Here is a 21,091-nt window from a genome sequence, read left to right on the forward strand (position 1 = left end):
TCTCAGCCCGGCAGCGAGGGCATCAACGGACTGCGCTCGGCCCATGCCACGAAGAGTTTTCCACGGCGTGCGCGCACGCGGCGCTTCTTCATGGCGGAGAAGACCAGCTCGGCCAGCGTGCGCTGTTCGGCCGGGCTCATGGTCAATGACATGCGATACATGCGCAGCAGCATCAGGGCATTGTTCATGAAGGCGTTGTCGGCAGCATCGCTGCGCGCCAGCGCCGCCATCTGCGCCGCCAGCGTGAGCGTACGCGTGCCGTCGGCGGCGGCTTGCGCAGGCTGGCGCAGCCACTGCGGTTCCTGATCCTGCAAGGCGATGCGTTCGAGCACCATGCGATAGGACGCCTCCAGTTCGCCGGATTCGCCCAGGCTGTCGCCGATGGCCACCCCGGCCAGACCAGCCAGCAATTTTTCCAGCGCGCTGAAATTGCTGGCATGGCCGCTCAGTTCGCCATCGCGCCAGCCACCGCCGGCAGGGTCCAGCAGCCAGGCCAGGAAACCATGATCGAGTTGCGTCTGGCTGGCCGCACGGCTGGCCAGCAGGCGGCGCGCGATCACGGCCTCTTCGCTGCTCATGCGCGCGGCATGCGACAAGACCTGCTCCACCGCCTCCATGCCGCCGTCTCCCGACTGGCCCACGGCCGCCATGCCCGCCGCTGCGGCACGCCAGCGGCGATAGGCCGCCAGGTCGCGCGCCAGGGCATCGATGTCTTCCAGCGCCATTGCATGCGACTGCGCATAGGCGTAGGCCTCGGCCAGCAGGCGGCGATCCCCATAGGCGAGGAAGTCACGTGGATTGGTTCCTGCCGCAGCACGGCGCACCGGGGACGGCTCGTCCTCGCGGCGCGTGACGCCGAAGACGCGTTGCAGCAGCACCAGATAGGCGCTGTCCTGCGCCGCATGGGCGCTGTTGCCGATCTGGACCAGATCGGCCAGGCGCGGTGCGGCGGCGATCAGTTCGGCCAGCGAGGGGCCGAGACGGGGCAGCATCAGTCCGCGAATCACGCCGCCGCCCAGCGCCAGCGGACCGAGCGGCAGCACCAGGGTTTCCAGCATGCGCGCCAGGTCGGCTTGTTGCTGCGGCGGTAAAGCATTCGGCGAGGAAGGCGACTGCAACTGGTAGAGATCGAGATACTGCTGCAGCAGTTGCGCGTAGTTGTCCGGATAGGCGGTCTGCTCCAATGCAGACAAGCTGGCATAGAACACCAGCGCCGCCGTGATGACCGGCTTCCAGTCACCGCTCTCCAACGCCCGCTGGAACACCGGTGCCCAGTACTTCTGATCCAGCGCAGTGCGCTGGTTGGCCGCTGCGTAGCGCTCGTTGGTGGTGTAGGCGCCGCTCTCGTCATAGACGATGGCCGACAGCTCGGCGCGCGACATGTAGGTAAACGGATTGTCCGCGCGTCCATACAAGGACTCGGTGGCCTGGCGTGCCTGGCGCAGCCGCTGCGGATCATTCGACGGTGGCAGCTCGGCATCGGCGGCCGCAATCGCATCGGCCCCGCGGCGCGCGGCCACCAGCCGTGCTTCGATGGCAAAGAGCGTGTCACGCGTGATCGGGCGCGCGGCATCGATGAGGGTCTTGACCACGCCTTGCATGGGACTGGCCTGGACCGCCTCGGTCGAATCGACCGCCGCCGTGGTCACGCTATCGACCGCCGTGGCCAGTGCCGCCATCAATTTGCCCTGGGCCGACAACGACAGCGTCACGCCTTCTTCAGGCAGCGCGGTGACGGTCGCCACGGGCGCGCCCGGCGGCGCAGCGTTGGCCTCATTGCGCGGCTGCTGTTGCTGGGCCAGTTGCGTGAGCGCATCGCGCGCCGTGATGGCCAGATCGGTTTCCATTGCCATGTCCACTCTCCTGGTTCGGAGTTCTCATGACTTGATTACGGTAAAAGATCGGCAATCTTTACACTTGCAAACCGGCATCATCCAGGCGGGACGCGGCGTCTCGGGCGATTGAGACGATTGCGGCGAACGTGGCGGCTCAGGATTTCTCCGATGCGCAGGGGCATGGCGAAACGCTACATTAGGGCTGAACAGGAGATTCCCATGAACAAGACCCATGCCGTCGTCGCGCTGCTGGCGCTGATGCTGACCTGGCAAGCGGCCCGCACCGAGCGGGCCATGGCCGCCAATGCCGGTGCGCTTGATATCTCGGTAATGGTGGCGGAGAAGTGCCGCGTCGATTTTTCCGAGGGCAGCGCCGATTTCTTCCAGGTCTGTTCCGTCGGCGAGGGCGCAGCCAATGAGCGCGCCCAGCAGATCATGGGGGCCGTCACGGCCCTCGCCCCGCAGGATGATCCCTACTTCCTGGAGCGTGACCCGCAGCGTCCCGAGCGCGCCGCAGGGGCAGACCGCGCGCAGGCTTCCGCACCGGCGGACCGGCGTGGCCCCAAGGTGGTGGTCATCAACTACTGACCGGGTGAGGCCAGCGTGATGCGCCGCCGGTCCTGGCGCGGCAGGTAGTGATTGGGCGAGCTGCGCAGGGCCTTGCGGAACATGTTGGAAAACGCGCTCTGGCTGCGATAGCCCAGTGCCTGCGCCACCACCCCCACGGCATCCCCGCGCGCCAGCCGCACCAGCGCTTCGCTCAGGTGCACCTGCTGCACCCAGTGGCGGAACTGCAAACCCGTTTCCTTCGGAAACAGCCGGATCACCGTGCGCACGCTGGCCCCGCCCATCCCGGCCCAGTCGGCCAGCGAAAACTGCCGCCCGGGATCGTCCAGAATGGCTTCGCAGATGGCCTGCAGGCGACGGTCGCGCGGCCACGGGATGGCCACCGGAATGGCCGGCGCACGGGCCAGTTCCGACAGGATCAGTTCGGCCACATGGCCGGCCCGGCTGCGCGGCGCATACTCGCGCGGCTCGGCCAGCAAGGCCAGAATCAATTCGCGCAGCAGCACCGACACTTCCAGCAGCCGGCATTGCGCGCCCAGCGCCTGGCCCTGCCGCTCCTCGATGTAGAGGGTGCGCATGCTCACGCGCGTGAGCATCAGGATCTCGTGCTCCACCTGTGGCGGCACCCACAACGCCCGCTGCGGCGGTACCAGCCACACGCCTTGCGGGGTGCGCACCTGCATCACCCCGTCCACTGCATAGAGCAGTTGGCCACGCCGGTGCGAGTGCGCCGTCAGCAGGTCGCGCGCCGACAGCTCGCGGGCAAAGGCCACCACGCTGCTGGGCAGGTGCTGGAAGGCATCCACTTCGGCGCTGGGGCAGACGGAAGTCAGGTGGGCACGCATGGCATTTATTCGACAACAAGTGTCATCAGCATGAATAGGTGCCAATGATACGCTTCGAGTCTTCCTCGTGCTTGCCATCCCCGACACCATGACCAGTGCCACCGACTCCAATGCCACCCTGCCTTCCGGCGCGACGGCCTCCACCGATTCTCCTGCGGCCATCGCCGCCCAGCCGCTGGTGATGAGCATCATCCTGGCCTGCGGCGGCGCCCACCTGATCAATGACATGATTCAGGCGCTGCTGCCCTCGATCTATCCCATGCTCAAGACCGGCTACGGGCTCACCTTTACCCAGGTCGGGCTGATCACGCTGACCTTCCAGGTCACCGCCTCCCTGCTGCAACCCTGGATCGGCATGTATACCGACCGCCATCCCCAGCCCTGGCTGCTGCCCACCGGTGCCGTGGCCACCCTGGTCGGCATCGTGCTGCTGGCGCTGGCGGGCAGCTTCACTGCCTTCCTGCTGGCCGCCGCCCTGATCGGCATCGGCTCCTCGACCTTCCACCCGGAAGCCTCGCGCATCGCGCGCATGGCCTCCGGTGGCCGCTTCGGCCTGGCCCAGTCGACCTTCCAGGTCGGCGGCAATGCCGGTTCGGCCTTCGGCCCGCTGCTGGCGGCGGCCATCGTGGTGCCGTATGGCCAAGGCAACGTGGCCTGGTTCGTGCTGCTGTCGGTGCTGGCCATCGTGGTGCTGTCGAGGGTGTCGTCCTGGTATCGCGGCCATCTCGCCGCCAACAAGGGCAAGGCCAGGCCGCGTGCGGCGCAGGCGCTGCCGGCGGCCACCGTGCGACGCGCGCTGGTGGTGCTGGCGCTGCTGGTGTTTTCCAAATACTTCTACATGGCCAGCTTCACCAGTTACTTCACCTTCTACCTGATCGAACGCTTCCAGATGTCGGTGGCGTCCTCGCAGCTGTATCTGTTCCTGTTCCTGGGCGCGGTGGCGGTGGGCACCTTCGTCGGCGGCCCGATTGGCGACCGCATCGGCCGCAAGCTGGTGATCTGGATCTCGATCCTGGGTGCTGCGCCCTTCGCCCTGATGCTGCCGCACGCCAACCTGTTCTGGACGGCCGTACTGTCGGTGGTGATCGGACTGGTCATCTCCTCGGCCTTCGCCGCCATCGTGGTCTATGCGCAGGAACTGGTGCCGGGCAAGGTCGGCATGATCGCCGGCGTGTTCTTCGGTCTCATGTTCGGCTTCGGCGGGATCGGCGCGGCCCTGCTGGGCCATCTGGCCGACCTGTACGGCATCGCCTGGGTCTATGGCCTGTGCGCCTTCCTGCCGCTGGCGGGCGTGCTGACGGTGCTGCTGCCGGATGTGCGCGAGCGCTGAGAAGGAGTTGCCCCTTTTACCAAAAGAAAAACCGCGCTGGCCTGTCAGGCCAGCGCGGTTTTTTCATGAAGATGACTTCGGTTTAGAACCGGCCTGCAGCGTGAATCACTGCCGCGCGACATCCCGCAAGCGGAACAAGGCCACCACTTCAGCCAGGCGCGCCGCCTGCTCCTGCAGTTGCTGTGCCCCGGCGGCGGCTTCTTCCACCAGTGCCGCGTTCTGCTGCGTGGCCTGATCCATGTGGGCCACGGCGTCGTTGGTCTGCTGGATGCCCTGGCTCTGCTCGCGGCTGGCGGAGGTGATCTCGGCCACCACGTCGCTGACCTTGCGCACGCTCTCCACCACGCTGCGGATGGTGCTGCCCGCTTCGCTGACGGTCTGCTCGCCGGCGCGTACCTGCTCCACCGAATCGCCGATCAGCACCTTGATCTCCTTGGCGGCCGTGGCCGAACGCTGGGCCAGCGAGCGCACTTCCGAGGCCACCACTGCAAAGCCGCGTCCCTGCTCGCCGGCGCGGGCCGCTTCCACCGCTGCATTGAGGGCCAGGATATTGGTCTGGAAGGCGATGCCGTCGATCACGCTGATGATGTCCACGATTTTCTGCGAGGAGGCATTGATGGCGCTCATGGTCTGCACCACCTGCTCCACCATGGCACCGCCACGGCCGGCGATCTCGGAGGCGGACTGCGAGAGCGTATTGGCTTCCTGGGCATTGTCGGCGTTCTGGCGCACGCTGGAGGTCAGCTGCTCCATGGCGGCGGCGGTCTGCTCCAGCGAGCTGGCCTGCGATTCGGTACGCTGCGACAGGTCCATGTTGCCGCTGGCGATGTCGCGCGTGGCGGCATGGATGGTGTGGCTGGCTTCGCGGATGTCGAGCATGACGTGCTCGACCTTGTCGACGAAGCGATTGAAGGCGGCACTGATGCGGCCCAGCTCATCGGTACTGCCTTGGGTATCGAGGCGGCGGGTCAGGTCGCCATCGCCATCGGCGATTTCTTCCAGCGCACGCTGCACCACCGACAGGCGGCGCAACACGCGCGAGATCAGGGCACCCAGCACCAGCGCCGCGAGGATGGTCACCAGCACGGCCATGACGCCCGAGCTGGCCAGCATGGCGGTCAGCGAAGCCAGCGCATCGGCGCGGTCCACCGCCACCACCAGCAGCCAGTCGGTGCCGGCCACGCGGGCAGCGAACAGCATCTGCTGGCGGCCATCCAGGGCCAGTTCCTGATGGCTGTTGGCGGCCATGGCGGCGGCCAGCGATTGCGGGGTGATGGCGGCATCCAGGTCCGACAGCGGCTTCAGGCGCAGCTTGTCATTGGGGTGGGCGATGATCTTGCCGCCCAGGTCGACCAGGAAGGCGTAGCTGTTGGGGGTCGGCTTGATGGCCACCACGTCGGCCACTACGCTGTCGAGCAGCACGTCGGCTGCGGCTACTGCGGTGACCTGGCCATCCTTGCTGATGGCTTCGGCAAAGGTCACCAGCAGCTTGCCGGTACTGGCGCTGGTGTAGGGCGCGGTCAGCACCGGCCCCTTGCTGGAAGCGGCCAGCTGGTACCAGGGACGCTTGGTCGGATCGTAGTCCGGGGCCCGGTTGCGCTGCTGCGAGAACACGGCGTGCTTGTCGGCATAGCCGATGTAGGCCAGGTCGAAACCACCGGCGGTCTCGGCCGCCTTCACGAAGGGCAAGGGCTCGGCGGCATCGGCCGCCTGCTTGATGGAAGATACCACCAGTTTCCTGGCGTCGGCCCATTCGGCAATGGCGGACGCCTGGCTTTGCGCCAGCTGGGCCATCTGGCCATCCAGCACGCTCATGGTGCGCGAGCGTGCCGTGAGGAAGTTGGTCAGGACGATGGCCAGCATGGCCAGCACGACGATGCCGGCACAGAGGGCGATGAGTCGGGTACGCAGGGAGGAAGATGTCATGATGTGTGGATCTGGAAAAACTGTGGATGATCGGGCAAACGCCTGCCCCGGCCACAGCAAGGCTGCGGTCGGACCTGAAGGCAGATGGAATGTCGTTATGACCCCGGTCTGGCCGGAGTGCAGGGAATGGTGCCGTCCGCAGTCATGAGCCCGGCCCCTGCCGTGGCTCGCCCCGTTCTGATGCGGAAGACGCCATGTCGGATCGTTCCCCCGTTGTAGTCACGCGATCCGATTGATTGCAAGCGTAACAGCGGGCGACGCGGGCGTTTCACAAAATCGTGAAGTTCCCGGCACATGGAGATGAAGTGATGCGCGCATGCCACGTTGCCATGCAGAAACACCATCCCTGCTTGCCGCACGGCGGGCGCTGCACTTTTCTTGCGATTTAAGTCTGGCTTAATTTTCGGGGCCTAGAGTACGCACATCGGGATCTCCTCTTTCCCCTTGTCCGCTGCGACGACATCCAGCGGATCTTTCAGCCCGTCCCTCCCCCGGACGGGCTTTTTTTCGTGACGGCCCGCTTGGCCAGTGTTCCGGGGTCTCTCAGGCCGCCTGGGACAGGTCCGGCTGACCTGCCTGCGCCCGCAGCGCACTGATGTGCTCGAACAGGTAGCGGGCATCGCGGTCGATGCCCGAGAAGCGGCCCGAACCCCAAGTGTATTGCCAGGGCAGGCCGAGGAAATACAGACCCGGTGCAGCCGTCACGCCGCGCACATGGCCCGGGTAGCCGCGCCCGTCGAAAATGGGTTCGGCGATCCAGCTGAAGTCGGTACGGAATCCGATGCACCACACCACGGCCGAGATACCCCGTGCGCGCAGGTCGAGCGTGCGTACTTCCTCAGCGGGCGGCTGCCAGACGGGCACATAGCGGGCCTCCGTCGGGGCCTCGATCTGCTGCGCGGCGATGAACTTGTCGATGCTGTCCTTGATGCTTTCGGAGACTGCATCGGCCTCGTCGAGATAGCCCTTGAGGCCGCCACCGAAACGCACCACCTCACCCTCCAGCGTGTCGAACTTGCCGTAGAGCTGCATGCCTTCCAGGGCAAACTTGCGCAGGTCGATGTCGCGTCCGCCGTCACGTCCCGTGACGTAGTGATTGGTCTTCTCGCGCACCCCGGTGCCCAGAGGATGCTGGTCCACCGGCAGGTCGTAATACTTCATCTTGTCCAGCCACTCCACCACATCCTTGCCGCGATAGGTGCGCGCCACGCGCGGAGCTTCACCCACGCCCAGATGCACGCGCCGGCCGGCCAGGTGCAGGTCCTCGGCGATCTGGCAGCCGGACTGGCCGGTGCCGACCACCAGCACTTCGCCCTCGGGCAGCGACTGCGGATTGAGATACTGGCTGGAATGGATCTGCACGATATCGGCCGGCAGGCGCTCGGCCGCGCGCGGCACCACCGGGATGTGGTAGCCGCCGACCGCCACCACCACCTGGTCCGCCGTGTAGGCGCCATCGCTGGCGCTGAGATGCCAGCGCTCACCCACGCGCCACAGCTTCCCGACCGTCACGCCTTCGCGCACCGGTGGCTGGAAGCTGGCCACGAAACCATCGAGGTAGGCCACGATCTCGTCCTTCTTCATGAAGCCATAGGGATCGTCGCCGCGATACGGATAGCCGGGCAGGTTGCATTGCCAGTTGGGCGTGACCAGGCAAAAGGTATCCCAGCGCTCATGCCGCCAGGCGTGGCCGACCTGGTGTTTTTCCAGTACCACGTGATCGATGCCGGCCTGCTTCAGGTACCAGCTGATCGACAGGCCGGCCTGGCCGCCGCCGATGATGATGACGCTATGGTGGCGCGTCGCGCCTGAGACTTGGGTGGACATGGTGTACCTCGTGCAGTGATGTCGTGTTGGATAAGGCGTGATGGAGCGATCAGGGCGTGAAGGACTCGACCCGGACCACCGGATCGGCACTGGCCTCGAAGCGGGCCGCCATCTCCTCGATGCGACGCAGCTGGTCCAGCGCCGAGGAACAGGCGAAGCCGTATTTCGCCCGGACCCGCTCGCTGCCGATGTTCAATGCCGTGGCGCTGCGCTGGACAAAGTCGGCCAGCGCGTAGCTGCGTCCCTCCTCCAGATGTTCCTTGACCACCAGCGAGGGGGAATAGCAGTCGGTGACGGTGTCGTCCGGCCAGCGGACACGAAAGTGCATTTCAGGCATGGTGTTCCTCTTGGAATGACGCTGCCACGGGCTGACAGCGGATGAAATCTGCATACAACTCCACATGCCGGCGTGCCGAGCGCTGCCACGAGAAACGCGCGCAGACTTCCAGGCCAGCCGCGATCAGGCCAGGCCGCGCCGCCGGCGCCAGCGCATGCGCGATGCCGGCGGCCATCGAGGCCGGATCGTGCGGATCGACCCAGGCACAGCAATCGCCGTCGAGATACTCGGTAAAGGGCGCGATGCGCGACACCACCACCGGCACGCCACTGGCCATGGCTTCCAGCACCACCAGTCCGAAGCCTTCCTTCAGGGAAGGAAAGACCAGCACATCGGCGCAACGGAACAGGGACGGCATGTCGGCGTCGTCCACTTGCCCGAGGATGCGCACGGCGTCGGCCGGCAAGGCGGCGGCCGCCAGCTCGGCCTGGAAAGCGCGCTGATAACCGGCGTGATCCAGCACGCTCGCGCCCCCGGCGATGACCAGTTGCGCCTGCGGATAAACGCGGCGCAGGCGCACGAATGCCTGCAGGATGCCCAGCGTATTCTTGCGCGGCTCCACGCCGCCCACGGCCAGCAACAGCGGCTTGCCGGTCAGGCTTTGCGCGCGCCGCACGGCCTGGTCGCGCGGATCCGGCCGGGGCGAATGGCGCAGCATGTCGACGCCATTGGACACCAGCTCGGCGCGCACGCCATGCTCGTGCTGCAGGATGTCCTGCCAGGTGCGGCTGACGCACAGCACGCGGTCGGCCATGCGATAGCCCCGTTCCTGCCAGGCATGCAACTGCGGATCATCGAACTGGTCGAGGTGATGTACGGTGCGCACGTAGCCCCGGATCACGCCCCGCTCCACCAGCGTGGCCAGTGCATTGGCGCTGATGGAATCCTGGGCGTGACAAAGATCGAAGGCGTGCATGTCGGTCTGCTCAAAGCAGCGCAGGTAGTCCTCGATGCGCTGGCGCACCATGCCGACGACACCCTCGCACTGCACCGGCCCCGGCACCGGATGGAAGGTGCAGGCTGCCGGACGGAACAAGCCCTTGCCGCGCGCATCCGGCGCAAACAGGCTGACCTCATGGCCGAGCGCCTGCAGACCCTCGGCCAGTTGCAGGGCATGCACCACGCCGCCGCGCGGATTGACGGAGTGGGTCAGCATGGCGATGCGCAACGGTATGCGTGAGGTTTCCATTCAGGCCTCCCGGCGCGGACCGCAACCGATCAGCGCTTCCTCGGCCAGGTTCCAGAAGGGCAAACGCTGTCCGTGCCAGCACAGATCGAGCTGGCAGCTGTCATCGATGCGGCCGATGGACGCTGCCGCAATGCCGCGCTCAGCAAAGCGGGCCAGCACCTCCGGCAGGTCATCATCGTCCACGCTCAACAGGAATCCATAACTGGGAAAGGCGCTCAGCCAGCGCTGGAAATCGACACCAGGCGGACACGGCATGGCCTCCAGATCGATCACCGCGCCCTTGGCGGAGCACTCCAGCAGCATCAAGGCGGTGCCGATCACGCCGGCCATGCTGATGTCCTTGGCGGCACGCGCCAGCCCCGCTTCGGCCAGTGCGGGCAACACTTCGAGGTCGCCGCGCAGACGTTCGGCGGGCGCGCCGGTACTGGCATTCCAGTAGGCATACGGTTCCTGGAAGCGCCCGCGCAGATCGATGGCGGCCACCAGGTGTTCACCGCTGCGCGCATCAAAACTGGTCAGCAGGCGCGTGGCCCGGCCGATGATGGAGACGGAGAGCTGTTCGCGGTCGTTGCGGCGATTGCTGTGGCCGCCCACCAGCGGCACTCCATAGACGCGCGCGCCCTCGGCTAGTCCGTCGAGGATGGGCCGCGCGGCTTCGCCACCACGGCTCCACAGGGCATCGACCACCGCCAGCGGACGTCCGCCCATGGCGTAGATGTCGCTGACGTTGACCATCACGCCGCAGTAGCCGGCAAACCAGGGCTGCTGGTCGACGAACTCGTTGAGGAAACCTTCGATGGCAAACAGCAGATAGCCGTCGCCATCCGGAATGGCCGCGCAGTCGTCGCCTACGGCCAGCGTATGGCCCTGGTGCTGCATGGTCGGGGCTGGCGACAGCGCCTGCATCACGGCATCGATATCGCGCTTGTGCGCGATGCCGCGCGAGGCACGCAGGGTCTCGATGATCTGCGCCAGCGTAGGCGAACTGTCGCGCGCATTCATGGCGTGCGCTCCTCGCGACCGACGACGAAACCGACATCGCCATCGCTGATCGGGGGATAGAACGACAGGTCGGCCTGCATCAGGTGATGCGGCAGGCCATGGACTTCAATCTCTGCCAGCGTATGCCAGTGCAGGCGGTGAAACAGCGGCGCATTCTGGCTCTGCACCTGGGCCAGGAAGGTGTGGCAGCCGTGCGCATGCGCAGTGCAGACGGCCAGCCGGATGAGACCGCTGCCGACCGAGCCGACGCGGCGCGCCTGCCGTGCCACGGCCAGCCGCGAGCCATGCCACACGCCTGGCGAAGATTCATGGATTCGCACCGTTCCTATGATTTCCCGCCAACCCTCATCGCGCTCCAGAACGGCCACGATGGGCATGGCGATGGCATCGGTAGCGTCGCCATCGTCCTCCTGAAATACCTTCTGTTCGGCGCAAAATACGGCGCGGCGCAGGCGGCGCGCTGCTTCGCGTTCCCCAGTGTCCAGCGCCAGCTTGATGCGCACGCCCCGCGCCAGGATCTCGGGGGCCAGCGATGCGTGTTCGGCGACGTCGCTCATCTCACTTCCTTTCGAACGAAGACAGCGAAGAGCAGGCACCGCACTTGCCGCACCCGGCCTTGGCATCGCCCGATCGCATGCCGGCGTGCTCCAGCATGGCCGCCAGCGGTGCCAGCAGGCGGCGCATCGCGACGGCATCCGGCGAGGGATGGTCTTCCAGCGGCGTGCCCGAGATCGGTACGAACGGCACCACGAAGGGATACACGCCCAGCGCGATGAGCTGCTCGCTCATTTTCAGGATGGCCTCGTCGCTGTCGCCCAGGCCGGCCAGGATGTAGGTGCTGACCTGCCCGCGCCCGAAAACCTCGACGGCAGCGGCGAACGCCTCCATGTAACGCTCGACAGGTACGGTGGCCTTGCCGGGCATGATGCGTTTGCGCACTTCCGGCGTGACCGCTTCCAGATGCATGCCCAGGGTATCGATGCCGGCATCGGCCATGCGGCGGAACCAGGCATTGTCGTCCGGCGGCTCGCACTGGCCCTGGATCGGCAGGTTCACCGCCGACTTCACGCCGAAGGCGCTTTCGCACAGCAGCTGCGCGCCGCGATCGGTGGCATTGGGGGTGCCGGTGGTCATGACCATGTGCTTGACGCCATCGAGCAGCACCGCCGCGCGCGCCACCTCGCCCAATTGCTCGGGGGTCTTGCGCAGGATGGTGCGGCCGGCCGCCAGCGACTGGCCGATGGCGCAGAACTGGCAGGACTTGCGGCGGCTCTCGTAACGGATGCAGCTCTGCAGGATGGTGGTGGCCAGCACATCGGCGCCATGCAGCGTGGCGATCTTGCCGTAGGGGATGCCATCGAAGGTCTGCATCTTGTAGAAGCGCGGCTGATGCGGGAAGGACACCACGCCCACCTCGACGCCATCGCGCAGGATGCGGGCAGCGCCATCGGCACCCGGCTGCGTGGCCACGTAGGGCGAGGACCAGGCCCCGGCGGTATGCACCGGGATCATCACGGTGTGACCATCGACGGTCACCGCCTTGTGATCCGACGGCCCTGCCCCGCCCCGGCGGCTCTGCGCGCCGGCAGCGGGATCGTCAAGACGCAGTCCCAGGGACTGCAGTTCCGAGATCAGCTCCACGGCCGCCTTGCGGCTCGGGCGCTGGGGATGCAACTGGATGACGGCTGTCTGCATGAGGGAACCTCGCGGAAGGATGAGTGACGGGAGCAGGCTGTTCGGCCGGGAACAGCGAGCACATGGGAGCAGTGCGGCGATCATCGATCACCAGGTGCAGCAGTTCCGGGCGCGCATAGTGGCCCACCGAATCCATCATGCGCTTGCGCTTGGTGACCAGTTCCATGTCGAGGTCGGCCACCAGGATGCCTTCGCCACTGCGCAGGGGCTCGGCCAGCAGCTTGCCTTCGGGCGACACGATGGCGGTACAGCAGCCACCGCGCAGCGCCTTCTGCGCCTGGGGATCGGGCTCGATGGCGGCGATCTGTTCATCGCTGAGCCAGCCGGTCGCATTGATGACGAAGCAGCCCGATTCGAGGGCGTGATGGCGGATGGTCACCTCCATCTGGTCGGCAAAGATCTGCCCCACCATGGAGCCGGGGAATTGCGCGCAGTGGATTTCCTCGTGCTGCGCCATCAGGCTGTAGCGCGCCAGCGGGTTGTAGTGTTCCCAGCAGGCCAGTGCACCGAGACGGCCGACGGCGGTCGGCACCACCTTCAGGCCGCTGGCATCGCCCTGGCCCCAGATCATGCGTTCGTGATAGGTCGGCGTGATCTTGCGGCGCTTCAGCACCAGCGTGCCATCGGCATCGAAGACCAGCTGCGCGTTGTAGAGCGTGCCGTGGTCGCGTTCATTGACGCCCAGTACCACCACCGTCCCGTGTTGGCGAGCGGCGGCGGATACGGCCTGGGTCACGGGACCGGGCACCGTCACGGCGCGCTCGTAGAGCAGCAGGTGTTCCGGCCCCGAAGCGAAGGGCGGCCGCACGAACGAGAAGTACGGATAGTAGGGAACGAAGGTCTCCGGAAAGACCACCAGTTGCGCACCTTGGGCCGCAGCATCGGCGATGGCCTGGCACACCTTGGCCACGGTGCCGTGTTCGCTGTCGAGGTCGGGCGCGATCTGCACCGCCGCCGCCCGTACCGTTCTCTTGTGCATGCTCATGGGCCGCCCTTCCGCTTACAGGGTCCAGGTGTCGAGAATGAAGGCGTTGTCGCGACGATGCAGCAGCACCAGGTCCAGCACGTCCAGCGGATTGATGGGACGGATGCCCGGGATCAGCGAGGGCTCGCCATGGCCGTACAAAGCCTGCAGCGCGAAGCGGCAGGCGTAGACCTTGCCGCCCTCTTCCATGAACTTGACGATCTGCTTGTTGAAGTTCTGGTGACCGGGAAAAGCCTCATCCCCCAGGGTCGGGAAACCGCGCTGCACGCCCAGGGTCACGCCGGGGCCATAGAGCAGGATCGAGGTCTCGAAACCCTTGCGCTTCAGGCGCGTGGCCTGCAACAGATTGACGAAACCGATCGAGCCTTCGAATGCCACGGTGTGGAAGGTCACCAGCGCTTTTTCGCCCGGCTGGGCTTTGACGTCTTCGAATACCTTCTCTTCATAATCCACCAGGAAATCGCCGGGGGCGTGGGCTGCTTTGGTGACTGCGGGCATGGTGATACTCCTCTCGATTGCTGTGGGTCGGCACTTGGGGAAGTGGTCCGGCGACCTCGCCGCGACGCTGGCATTGAATGCATCAGGCGTGCCACCGGCACCCCGTCAATGCAGGAATTGACTGCATAAAAATCCCGTCAATCTCTCCACGCGAAGGCGCAGGCCAGCATCGGTGCGGCTTGGCGAATCATGATCGGCGAGGTGTTTTTTGACCCTGGCGAAGCAATCCATTCAATCGCTCCATACAATTCGCCAACACCGCGCAAACCCGCTTGCACTCTGGCGCGGCGAGATGTGTTGAGTTGGTGCGCAAGGGCGCGCGACGTGATGCACGACGGTGCAATTGGCGACAACCGCGGCGGCGATTGGATGGAATGCAACTTGCATTCAATGAGATGTTTCGATGCAGTCAATATTGAACGCCGGCAATCAAGGAAGGCACCATGTCCAAGCACAGCAGCGTGTGGGTTCCCAAGTTGAAGAAGGGCGGCGGCCCGCTCTATATGGCCATCGCCAATGCGATTGCCGAGGATGTCGCCACCGGCCACCTGCAACCCGAACAGCGTCTGCCGCCGCAGCGCAAGCTGGCCGAGTTGCTGGACCTGGACTTCACCACCGTGGCCCGCGCCTATACGGAAGCGCATCGGCGCGGCCTGGTGGATTCGGTGGTGGGACGCGGCACCTTCGTCTGCGGCAAGCGCCGGCCGCGCATTCCGCGCGTGACCGAAGGCCGGCCCAACGTCGACATGTCGATGAACATGCCGCCCGAGCCGGAGTCGCCGGAGCTGATGGAATTGATGCAGGCGGGCTGGAACAAGGTCAACGGCCGCCTGCGTGATCTGCTGCGCTATCAGGATTTCGGCGGCTCGACTGAGGATCGTGAGGCCGGCGCGCTCTGGCTGCGCCGGCGCGCGCTGGTGGTGGAACCGGAGCGGGTGCTGGTGACGCCGGGCGCACAATGTGCGCTGCTGGCCATCCTGACCATGCTGGTCGGGCCGGGCGGCGTGCTCTGTTGCGAGGACGTGACCTATCCCGGCCTGCGGGCGCTGGCCGGCCATCTCAACATCAAGCTGGTCGGCTTGCCGATGGACAACGAAGGCATCGATGCCGTGGCCTTCGCCGGTGCCTGCGCGCAATATGCGCCCAAGGCGCTGTACTGCAATCCCACCCTGCTCAATCCGACCACCTGCACCACCTCGCTGTCACGCCGCCAGGCGCTGGTGGACATTGCGCGCCATTATGAAGTGGCCATCATCGAGGATGACGCCTATGGCTTCCTGCCACGCGCAGCGCCGCCGGCCATCGCCAGCATCGGCAGCGAGCTGACTTACTATGTGACCGGCCTGGCCAAAAGCGTAGGCGCGGGCCTGCGCATTGCCTACATGGTGGCCCCCGACGACGCCGCCGCCGCGCGCCTGACCGCAGCCCTGCGCGCCACCACGGTGATGGCCTCGCCACTCACCTCGACCCTCGCCACACACTGGATCCGCGACGGCGTGGCCGACCTGGCGCTGGCCAACATCCGCAAGGAATCGATGGCGCGGCAGAAGATCGTGGCCCGCATCCTCCCCGAGCACAGTTATGCCTCGGAAGCGGAGGCCTTCCATCTGTGGCTCAAGCTGCCCGGCGGCTGGCAGGCCAGCAGCTTTTCGGCGCAGATGCGCAGCAACGGCGTGGCCGTGGTGGGCGTGGACGCCTTCTCGGTGACAGCGGCCCCGCTGCAGGCGGTACGGGTGTGCATCGGCGGCGTCGCCAGCCGCAGTGACCTGCAGCACGCCCTGGGCCTGATCCGCAGCACCCTCGCCGAGCAGCCGCTGATCAAGCCGGCGGTGGTCTGAGCGGCCCGTTCGGGACGAAATTGGCGAAATTGCAACAAGCAGAATCGTTCACATATGGTCATGCATATGAGATCATTAACGACCGGCAATCCTGACCGCACTGCCCTCGGCGCTCCACCGCCTGCGGCCCAGGGATGCCACGCCAACCCGTTCCCCGGTGCGCCGGAAAGATGTACGAGAAATGTTGAAAAAAATTAAAACGGAGGATCTGGTCCTCGGGATGTATTTCTGCGGCTTCGAAGCGGCCTGGCTGGACCATCCGTTCTGGAAGAACAAGTTCCTGCTCAAGAACGAAGCTGACCTCAGGCAGGCGCATGGCAGCGGCATCGAGCACTGCTGGATCGATCCGGAGCGCGGCCTGGATGTGGCCGAAGCGGCTGCCGAGACCGGGCAGGATGACGCCGCAGCGCCCGCCGAGCCGAGCCCCGAACTGCCGCCCGGCCCCGACATCGACACCACCCTTCTGGACGCCGAAGCCCTGCGCGAGAACGCCAAGAAGGCGACCAAGGCCATGTTCAGCGAAGCCCGGCTGGGCAAGGCGCTGGACATGGAGCGCTGCGTCACGGTGGTGGAAGAAATTGCCGGTGCCGTCCTGCAAAGCCCGAATGGCACGCTCAGCGTGCTGCGCCTGAAGCTGGCCGATGAATATACCTACCTGCACTCGGTGGCGGTTTGCGCCCTGATGGTGGCCTTGGGCCGCACCCTGGGCCTGGATGAGAAGGCCTGCCGCGAAGCCGGCCTGGGCGGCTTCCTGCACGATGTGGGCAAGGCCTTCCTGCCGCATGAACTGCTCAACAAGCCGGGCAAGCTGACCGACGAAGAATTCACCCAGATCAAGAAGCACCCCGAGCTGGGCTACAAATACCTGAGCCAGGACCCCAACGTGCCCGATTACGCGCGCGATGTCTGCCTGCACCATCACGAGAAGATGGATGGCCACGGCTATCCGGAACTGCTGCGCAGTGGCCAGATCAGCCTGTATGCGCGCATGGCGGCGATCTGCGACGTGTATGACGCGCTCACCTCGGACCGTCCCTACAAGCGTGCCTGGGACCCGGCCGAAGCGATTTCCAGCATGGCGTCCTGGACCGGCCACTTCGACCGCGCCATGTTCCTGGCCTTCGTCAAGACCCTCGGCATCTATCCGGTGGGTTCCATCGTCAAGCTGGAATCCGGCCGCTCCGGCTTCGTGATCCGCCAGAATGCGCAGGACCTGACGCGGCCGGTACTGAAGGTGTTCCGCTACAACGACGACATGGAAATGAGCGACACCGAGATCCTCGACCTCATGGCCACGCCCGAAGCCGATACCATCGTTGCCCGTGGCGGCGAGGAATGGGCGCGCCTGAGCCATCTCGATACCATGCACATGCTCAGTACGGGCACACCCTCCTGAGCCTGAGCCCGCGGACCGGACCGGTCCGGCCTGTTCAGGCCATCCCCAGCACCGTCATGAAGTGACGCCCGTGCGCCTCGTGCGAGGCCGCGGGCACGCTGATGTCACATGCCATCAGGAAGGTGGTGGCAGCCTCGATGAAGCCATCGGCCAGTTGCATCGCGTCCAGCAGCAGGTGTTCCATGATCCGCTCCTCGTCTCATGCCCGGCAGCGGGATGCGCCGGGCTTGAGAGGATCATGGCGCAGTGTTGTTATCGTCCTGTGTCAAAAGGCGTGCGTCCTGTTTCAATTGAAACCGGCGGAACCAACGTCCCCGTTCCGAGAGCGCCTCAGCCTGCACTGACCTGCCGAATCGCTGCTTCCCACGCGTGGATGCGCTCCTGCGCCTGCTCGCGCGTGAAGCGCGGCTCGAAAGTGCGCTCCATGCGCCACTGCGCGGACAGCTCCGACAAATCACGATAGACACCCGTGGCGACTCCGGCCAGATAGGCCGCACCCAGCGCGGTGGTTTCGGTCACTTGCGGACGGATCACCGGAATACCCAGCAGATCGGCCTGGAACTGCAGCAGCAGATTGTTGGCCGCCGCCCCGCCATCCACGCGCAATTCGGTGATGGGCGAGACCGCATCCTTGACCATCGCGTTAAGCAAGGCAGTGCTCTGGAAAGCGATTGATTCCAGCGCCGCGCGGGCGATGTGAGCCACCGTGCTGCCCCGGCTCAAGCCGACGATGGCACCCTTGGCACCGGGATTCCAGTAGGGCGCACCCAGCCCCGTGAAGGACGGCACGAACACCACCCCGCCCGAATCTTCCACCGTGCAGGCCAGGCCCTCGACGTCGGTGGAAGTCTTGATGGCCTTGAGGCCATCGCGCAGCCACTGCACCACGGCACCGCCGATGAAGACACTCCCTTCGAGCGCATATTGTTTGCGTTCATCGACCTGGCAGGCGGCGGTACTGATGAGGCCGTTGTGCGAAGTGGCGCACTGGTCGCCGGTATGCAGCAGCATGAAACAGCCGGTACCGTAGGTATTCTTGGCCATGCCGGGACGCACGCAGGCCTGTCCGAACAGGGCCGACTGCTGGTCGCCGGCGATGCCGCCGATCTTGACCGCCGCACCCAGGTGCTGTGCATCGATCTCGCCATAGAGGTGGGCCGAGGCATGCACCTGCGGCAGCATCGCGGCGGGAATATCGAGCCATTGCAGCAGCTCTTCATCCCACGCCCCGGTGTGGATATTCCACAGCATGGTGCGCGAGGCATTGGACACATCGCTCACGTGCAGGCGGCCCCCGGTCAGGTTCCAGACCAGCCAGGAATCGACGGTACCGAACAGCAATTCGCCACGTTCGGCACGCGCACGCAGGCCGTCGACATTGTCGAGGATCCAGCGCAGCTTGGTGCCGGAGAAATAAGGATCGAGCACCAGCCCGGTCTTCTTCTGGATGGCCTCGCCCAGGCCACGGTCACGCAGCGCCGCGCACACCACTTCAGCGCGGCGGTCCTGCCAGACCACGGCGTTGTAGACCGGCTTGCCGGTGGCGCGCTCCCACACCACGGTGGTCTCGCGCTGGTTGGTGATGCCCAGGGCGGTCAGTTCTTCGGCCTTGATGCCGCTTTGCGCCAGCACCTTCTGTGCCGTCTGCAACTGGCTCTGCCACAGGTCCATGGGGTCGTGCTCGACCCAGCCCGGCTGCGGGAAGATCTGCGGAAATTCCTGCTGGGCCGTGGCGACGATGGCGCCACTCTGGTCGAAGATGATGCTGCGCGAGCTGGAGGTACCCTGGTCGAGGGCGAGCAGATAGGCCATGATGATTCCTTGCAGACGACTGAAATACTAAAGTTTGAAAATGGAATAACACATTCCTGCGGGCCGCAACCGCAATCCACATGCGGCCATTCTCGGGAGAGACTAAGGTTCAACCCGAAACCAAGTCAACACGCACCCGATCAACGTGAAGACGCCACCCCGACACCGGCCGGGATGGCGTCATCTCACGCGTGATGGCGATCAGGCTGCATCAGCGGACGCGGCCATCCTTCCAGGCTTGCAGCAGCTTGTCGTAGGGGATGGTCTCGCCCTTCGGCTTTTCGTTGGCCAGCTTGGCCCACGGTGCGCCCTTGTCGGACAGCCAGGTGGCCGGATCCTTCTTCGGGTTCAGCTTGGGCGCGCACTGCTTCATGCCGGCGCGCTGCAGGCGGGCCATGATACCGTCCATTTCATCGGCCAGATTGTCCATGGCACCTTGCGGGGTCTTCTCGCCGGAGATGGCCGAGGAGATGTTCTTCCACCAGATCTGCGCCATCTTCGGATAGTCAGGCACGTTGGTGCCGGTCGGGGTCCACGCCACCCGGGCCGGGCTGCGGTAGAACTCGATCAGGCCACCGTACTTGGCGGCGTTCTTGGTGAAGTAGTCGGAGCGGATGTCGGAGTCACGAATGAAGGTCACGCCGACGATGGACTTCTTCAGCGAGACGGTCTTGGAGGTCGTGAACTGCGCATACAGCCAGGCTGCGGCCATCTGGTCCGGCGGGGTGCTCTTCAGGAAGGTCCACGAGCCGACGTCCTGGTAGCCGTTCTGCATGCCGTCCTTCCAGTACGGACCGTGCGGGCCGGGGGCCATGCGCCACTTGGGCGAACCGTCGGCGTTGACCACCGGCAGGCCCTGCTTGGTCATGCTGGCGGTGAAGGCGCTGTACCAGAAGATCTGCTGCGCGATGTGGCCTTGGGCGGGCACCGGGCCGGCTTCGGAGAAGGTCATGCCCAGCGCTTCGGGCGGAGCGTACTTCTTCATCCAGTCCAGGTACTTGGTCAGGGCGTAGACCGCTGCAGGCGAGTTGGTGGCACCGCCGCGCGAGGTCGAGGCACCGACCGGGGTGCACTTGTCATCGGCTACGCGAATACCCCATTCATCGACCGGCAAGCCGTTGGGCAGGCCCTTGTCGGCGGCACCGGCCATGGACAGCCAGGCATCGGTGAAGCGCCAGCCCAGCGACGGGTCCTTCTTGCCGTAGTCCATGTGGCCGAAGACCTTCTTGCCGTCCAGTTCCTTGACGTCATTGGTGAAGAAGGCGGCGATGTCTTCGTAGGCCGACCAGTTCTGCGGCACGCCCAGTTCATAGCCGTACTTGGCCTTGAACTTGTCCTGCAGGTCCTTGCGTGCGAACCAGTCGGCGCGGAACCAGTAGAGGTTGGCGAACTGCTGGTCGGGCAACTGGTAGAGCTTGCCGTCCGGCGCGGTGGTGAAGCTGGTACCGATGAAGTCCTTCAGGTCCAGGCCGGGGTTGGTGTATTCCTTGCCGGGGCCGGCCATGTAGTCGCTCAGCACCACGGTCTGGCCGTTGCGGTAGTGGGTACCGATCAGGTCGGAGTCGTTGACCCAGCCGTCATAGATGGACTTGCCCGATTGCAGCGAGGTCTGCATCTTCTCGACCACGTCGCCTTCCTGGATCACGTCGTGGATGACCTTGATGCCGGTGATTTCCTCGAAGGCCTTGGCCAGGGTCTTGGATTCATAGGCGTGCGTATCCAGGGTCTCGGAGACCACGTGGATTTCCTTGACGCCCTTGGCCTTGAGCTTGGCGGCGGCGTCGATGAACCATTGCATCTCGGTGACCTGCTGTGGACGCGACAGCGTGCTGGGCTGGAATTCCGAATCCACCCACTTCTCGGCGGCCTTGATGTCGGCCCAGGCATTGCCCGCGATACCGGCCATGGCCATGGCGGCGGCCAGCACGGTCAGTTTGATTTTCCGCATGTTCTGCATCATGTCTCCTCGTCACCTTCCCCTGAGTTGGCGTGCCGGGTAGGGAAGGAGA

At 65.5% G+C, this 21,091-nt stretch carries 18 protein-coding genes; 4 read left to right on the forward strand and 14 right to left on the reverse strand.

The window, feature by feature from the left end; genetic code table 11:
* Positions 1–2 precede the first annotated feature (2 nt).
* Positions 3–1,853, reverse strand: a complete 1,851-nt coding sequence (locus ACWHXP_RS15570) for a hypothetical protein (RefSeq protein ID WP_489635611.1) — start codon at positions 1,851–1,853, stop codon at positions 3–5.
* A gap of 201 nt (positions 1,854–2,054) precedes the next feature.
* On the opposite strand from ACWHXP_RS15570, the gene ACWHXP_RS15575 reads away from it, so the two are divergent.
* Positions 2,055–2,423 carry a hypothetical protein gene (locus ACWHXP_RS15575; RefSeq protein ID WP_489624778.1) on the forward strand — a complete coding sequence of 123 codons (369 nt, stop codon included), beginning with the start codon at positions 2,055–2,057 and terminating at the stop codon, positions 2,421–2,423.
* Here ACWHXP_RS15575 and ACWHXP_RS15580 read toward each other — a convergent pair.
* Positions 2,417–3,247, reverse strand: a complete 831-nt coding sequence (locus ACWHXP_RS15580; protein WP_489624777.1) for an AraC family transcriptional regulator — start codon at positions 3,245–3,247, stop codon at positions 2,417–2,419. The genes ACWHXP_RS15575 and ACWHXP_RS15580 overlap by 7 nt on opposite strands.
* Positions 3,248–3,335: 88 nt before the next feature.
* On the opposite strand from ACWHXP_RS15580, the gene ACWHXP_RS15585 reads away from it, so the two are divergent.
* Positions 3,336–4,577, forward strand: a complete 1,242-nt coding sequence (locus ACWHXP_RS15585) for an MFS transporter (RefSeq protein ID WP_489625530.1) — start codon at positions 3,336–3,338, stop codon at positions 4,575–4,577.
* A gap of 105 nt (positions 4,578–4,682) precedes the next feature.
* On the opposite strand, the gene ACWHXP_RS15590 is transcribed toward ACWHXP_RS15585, so the two are convergent.
* From ACWHXP_RS15590 to ACWHXP_RS15630, 9 genes are all read right to left on the reverse strand, one after another.
* Positions 4,683–6,503 (reverse strand): methyl-accepting chemotaxis protein, encoded by a 1,821-nt coding sequence (locus ACWHXP_RS15590; protein WP_489635610.1) that lies wholly within the window; start codon positions 6,501–6,503, stop codon positions 4,683–4,685.
* A gap of 543 nt (positions 6,504–7,046) precedes the next feature.
* Entirely contained in the window at positions 7,047–8,330 is a 1,284-nt protein-coding gene (locus tag ACWHXP_RS15595; RefSeq protein WP_489624775.1) for an MSMEG_0569 family flavin-dependent oxidoreductase, read from the reverse strand.
* 49 nt (positions 8,331–8,379) lie between these two features.
* Entirely contained in the window at positions 8,380–8,667 is a 288-nt protein-coding gene (locus tag ACWHXP_RS15600; RefSeq protein WP_034338457.1) for an MSMEG_0570 family nitrogen starvation response protein, read from the reverse strand.
* Positions 8,660–9,856, reverse strand: a complete 1,197-nt coding sequence (locus ACWHXP_RS15605) for an MSMEG_0565 family glycosyltransferase (RefSeq protein WP_489635609.1) — start codon at positions 9,854–9,856, stop codon at positions 8,660–8,662. The genes ACWHXP_RS15600 and ACWHXP_RS15605 overlap by 8 nt, the downstream gene beginning before the upstream one ends.
* Positions 9,857–10,858 (reverse strand): sll0787 family AIR synthase-like protein, encoded by a 1,002-nt coding sequence (locus ACWHXP_RS15610; protein ID WP_489635608.1) that lies wholly within the window; start codon positions 10,856–10,858, stop codon positions 9,857–9,859.
* Positions 10,855–11,415, reverse strand: a complete 561-nt coding sequence (locus ACWHXP_RS15615) for an MSMEG_0567/Sll0786 family nitrogen starvation N-acetyltransferase (RefSeq protein ID WP_209532230.1) — start codon at positions 11,413–11,415, stop codon at positions 10,855–10,857. The genes ACWHXP_RS15610 and ACWHXP_RS15615 overlap by 4 nt, the downstream gene beginning before the upstream one ends.
* 1 nt (position 11,416) lies before the next feature.
* Entirely contained in the window at positions 11,417–12,499 is a 1,083-nt protein-coding gene (locus tag ACWHXP_RS15620; RefSeq protein WP_121044812.1) for an MSMEG_0568 family radical SAM protein, read from the reverse strand.
* Positions 12,456–13,538, reverse strand: coding sequence for a Nit6803 family nitrilase (locus ACWHXP_RS15625; protein WP_489624771.1), 1,083 nt, complete (start codon positions 13,536–13,538; stop codon positions 12,456–12,458). The genes ACWHXP_RS15620 and ACWHXP_RS15625 overlap by 44 nt, the downstream gene beginning before the upstream one ends.
* A 15-nt stretch (positions 13,539–13,553) precedes the next feature.
* The gene (locus tag ACWHXP_RS15630) at positions 13,554–14,036 is read right to left on the reverse strand and encodes an MSMEG_0572/Sll0783 family nitrogen starvation response protein (RefSeq protein WP_006463016.1); all 483 of its coding nucleotides are present in this window, start codon (positions 14,034–14,036) and stop codon (positions 13,554–13,556) included.
* 443 nt (positions 14,037–14,479) lie between these two features.
* On the opposite strand from ACWHXP_RS15630, the gene ACWHXP_RS15635 reads away from it, so the two are divergent.
* Both ACWHXP_RS15635 and ACWHXP_RS15640 read left to right on the forward strand, forming a co-directional pair.
* Entirely contained in the window at positions 14,480–15,874 is a 1,395-nt protein-coding gene (locus tag ACWHXP_RS15635) for an aminotransferase-like domain-containing protein (protein WP_489635607.1), read from the forward strand.
* A 181-nt stretch (positions 15,875–16,055) separates the two neighbouring features.
* Complete coding sequence (locus ACWHXP_RS15640) at positions 16,056–17,270, forward strand: HD-GYP domain-containing protein (RefSeq protein WP_489624769.1); 1,215 nt, start codon at positions 16,056–16,058, stop codon at positions 17,268–17,270.
* A gap of 34 nt (positions 17,271–17,304) precedes the next feature.
* On the opposite strand, the gene ACWHXP_RS15645 is transcribed toward ACWHXP_RS15640, so the two are convergent.
* The 3 genes from ACWHXP_RS15645 to ACWHXP_RS15655 all read right to left on the reverse strand — a co-directional run bounded on the left by ACWHXP_RS15645 (position 17,305) and on the right by ACWHXP_RS15655 (position 21,042).
* Complete coding sequence (locus tag ACWHXP_RS15645) at positions 17,305–17,454, reverse strand: hypothetical protein (RefSeq protein WP_166675037.1); 150 nt, start codon at positions 17,452–17,454, stop codon at positions 17,305–17,307.
* Between the two features lie 146 nt (positions 17,455–17,600).
* Positions 17,601–19,082 carry a glycerol kinase GlpK gene (gene glpK, locus ACWHXP_RS15650; RefSeq protein ID WP_209579756.1) on the reverse strand — a complete coding sequence of 494 codons (1,482 nt, stop codon included), beginning with the start codon at positions 19,080–19,082 and terminating at the stop codon, positions 17,601–17,603.
* A 211-nt stretch (positions 19,083–19,293) separates the two neighbouring features.
* Complete coding sequence (locus ACWHXP_RS15655; RefSeq protein ID WP_034331199.1) at positions 19,294–21,042, reverse strand: ABC transporter substrate-binding protein; 1,749 nt, start codon at positions 21,040–21,042, stop codon at positions 19,294–19,296.
* Positions 21,043–21,091: the final 49 nt, after the last annotated feature.

This window comes from Herbaspirillum sp. Her2, from assembly GCF_057961375.1.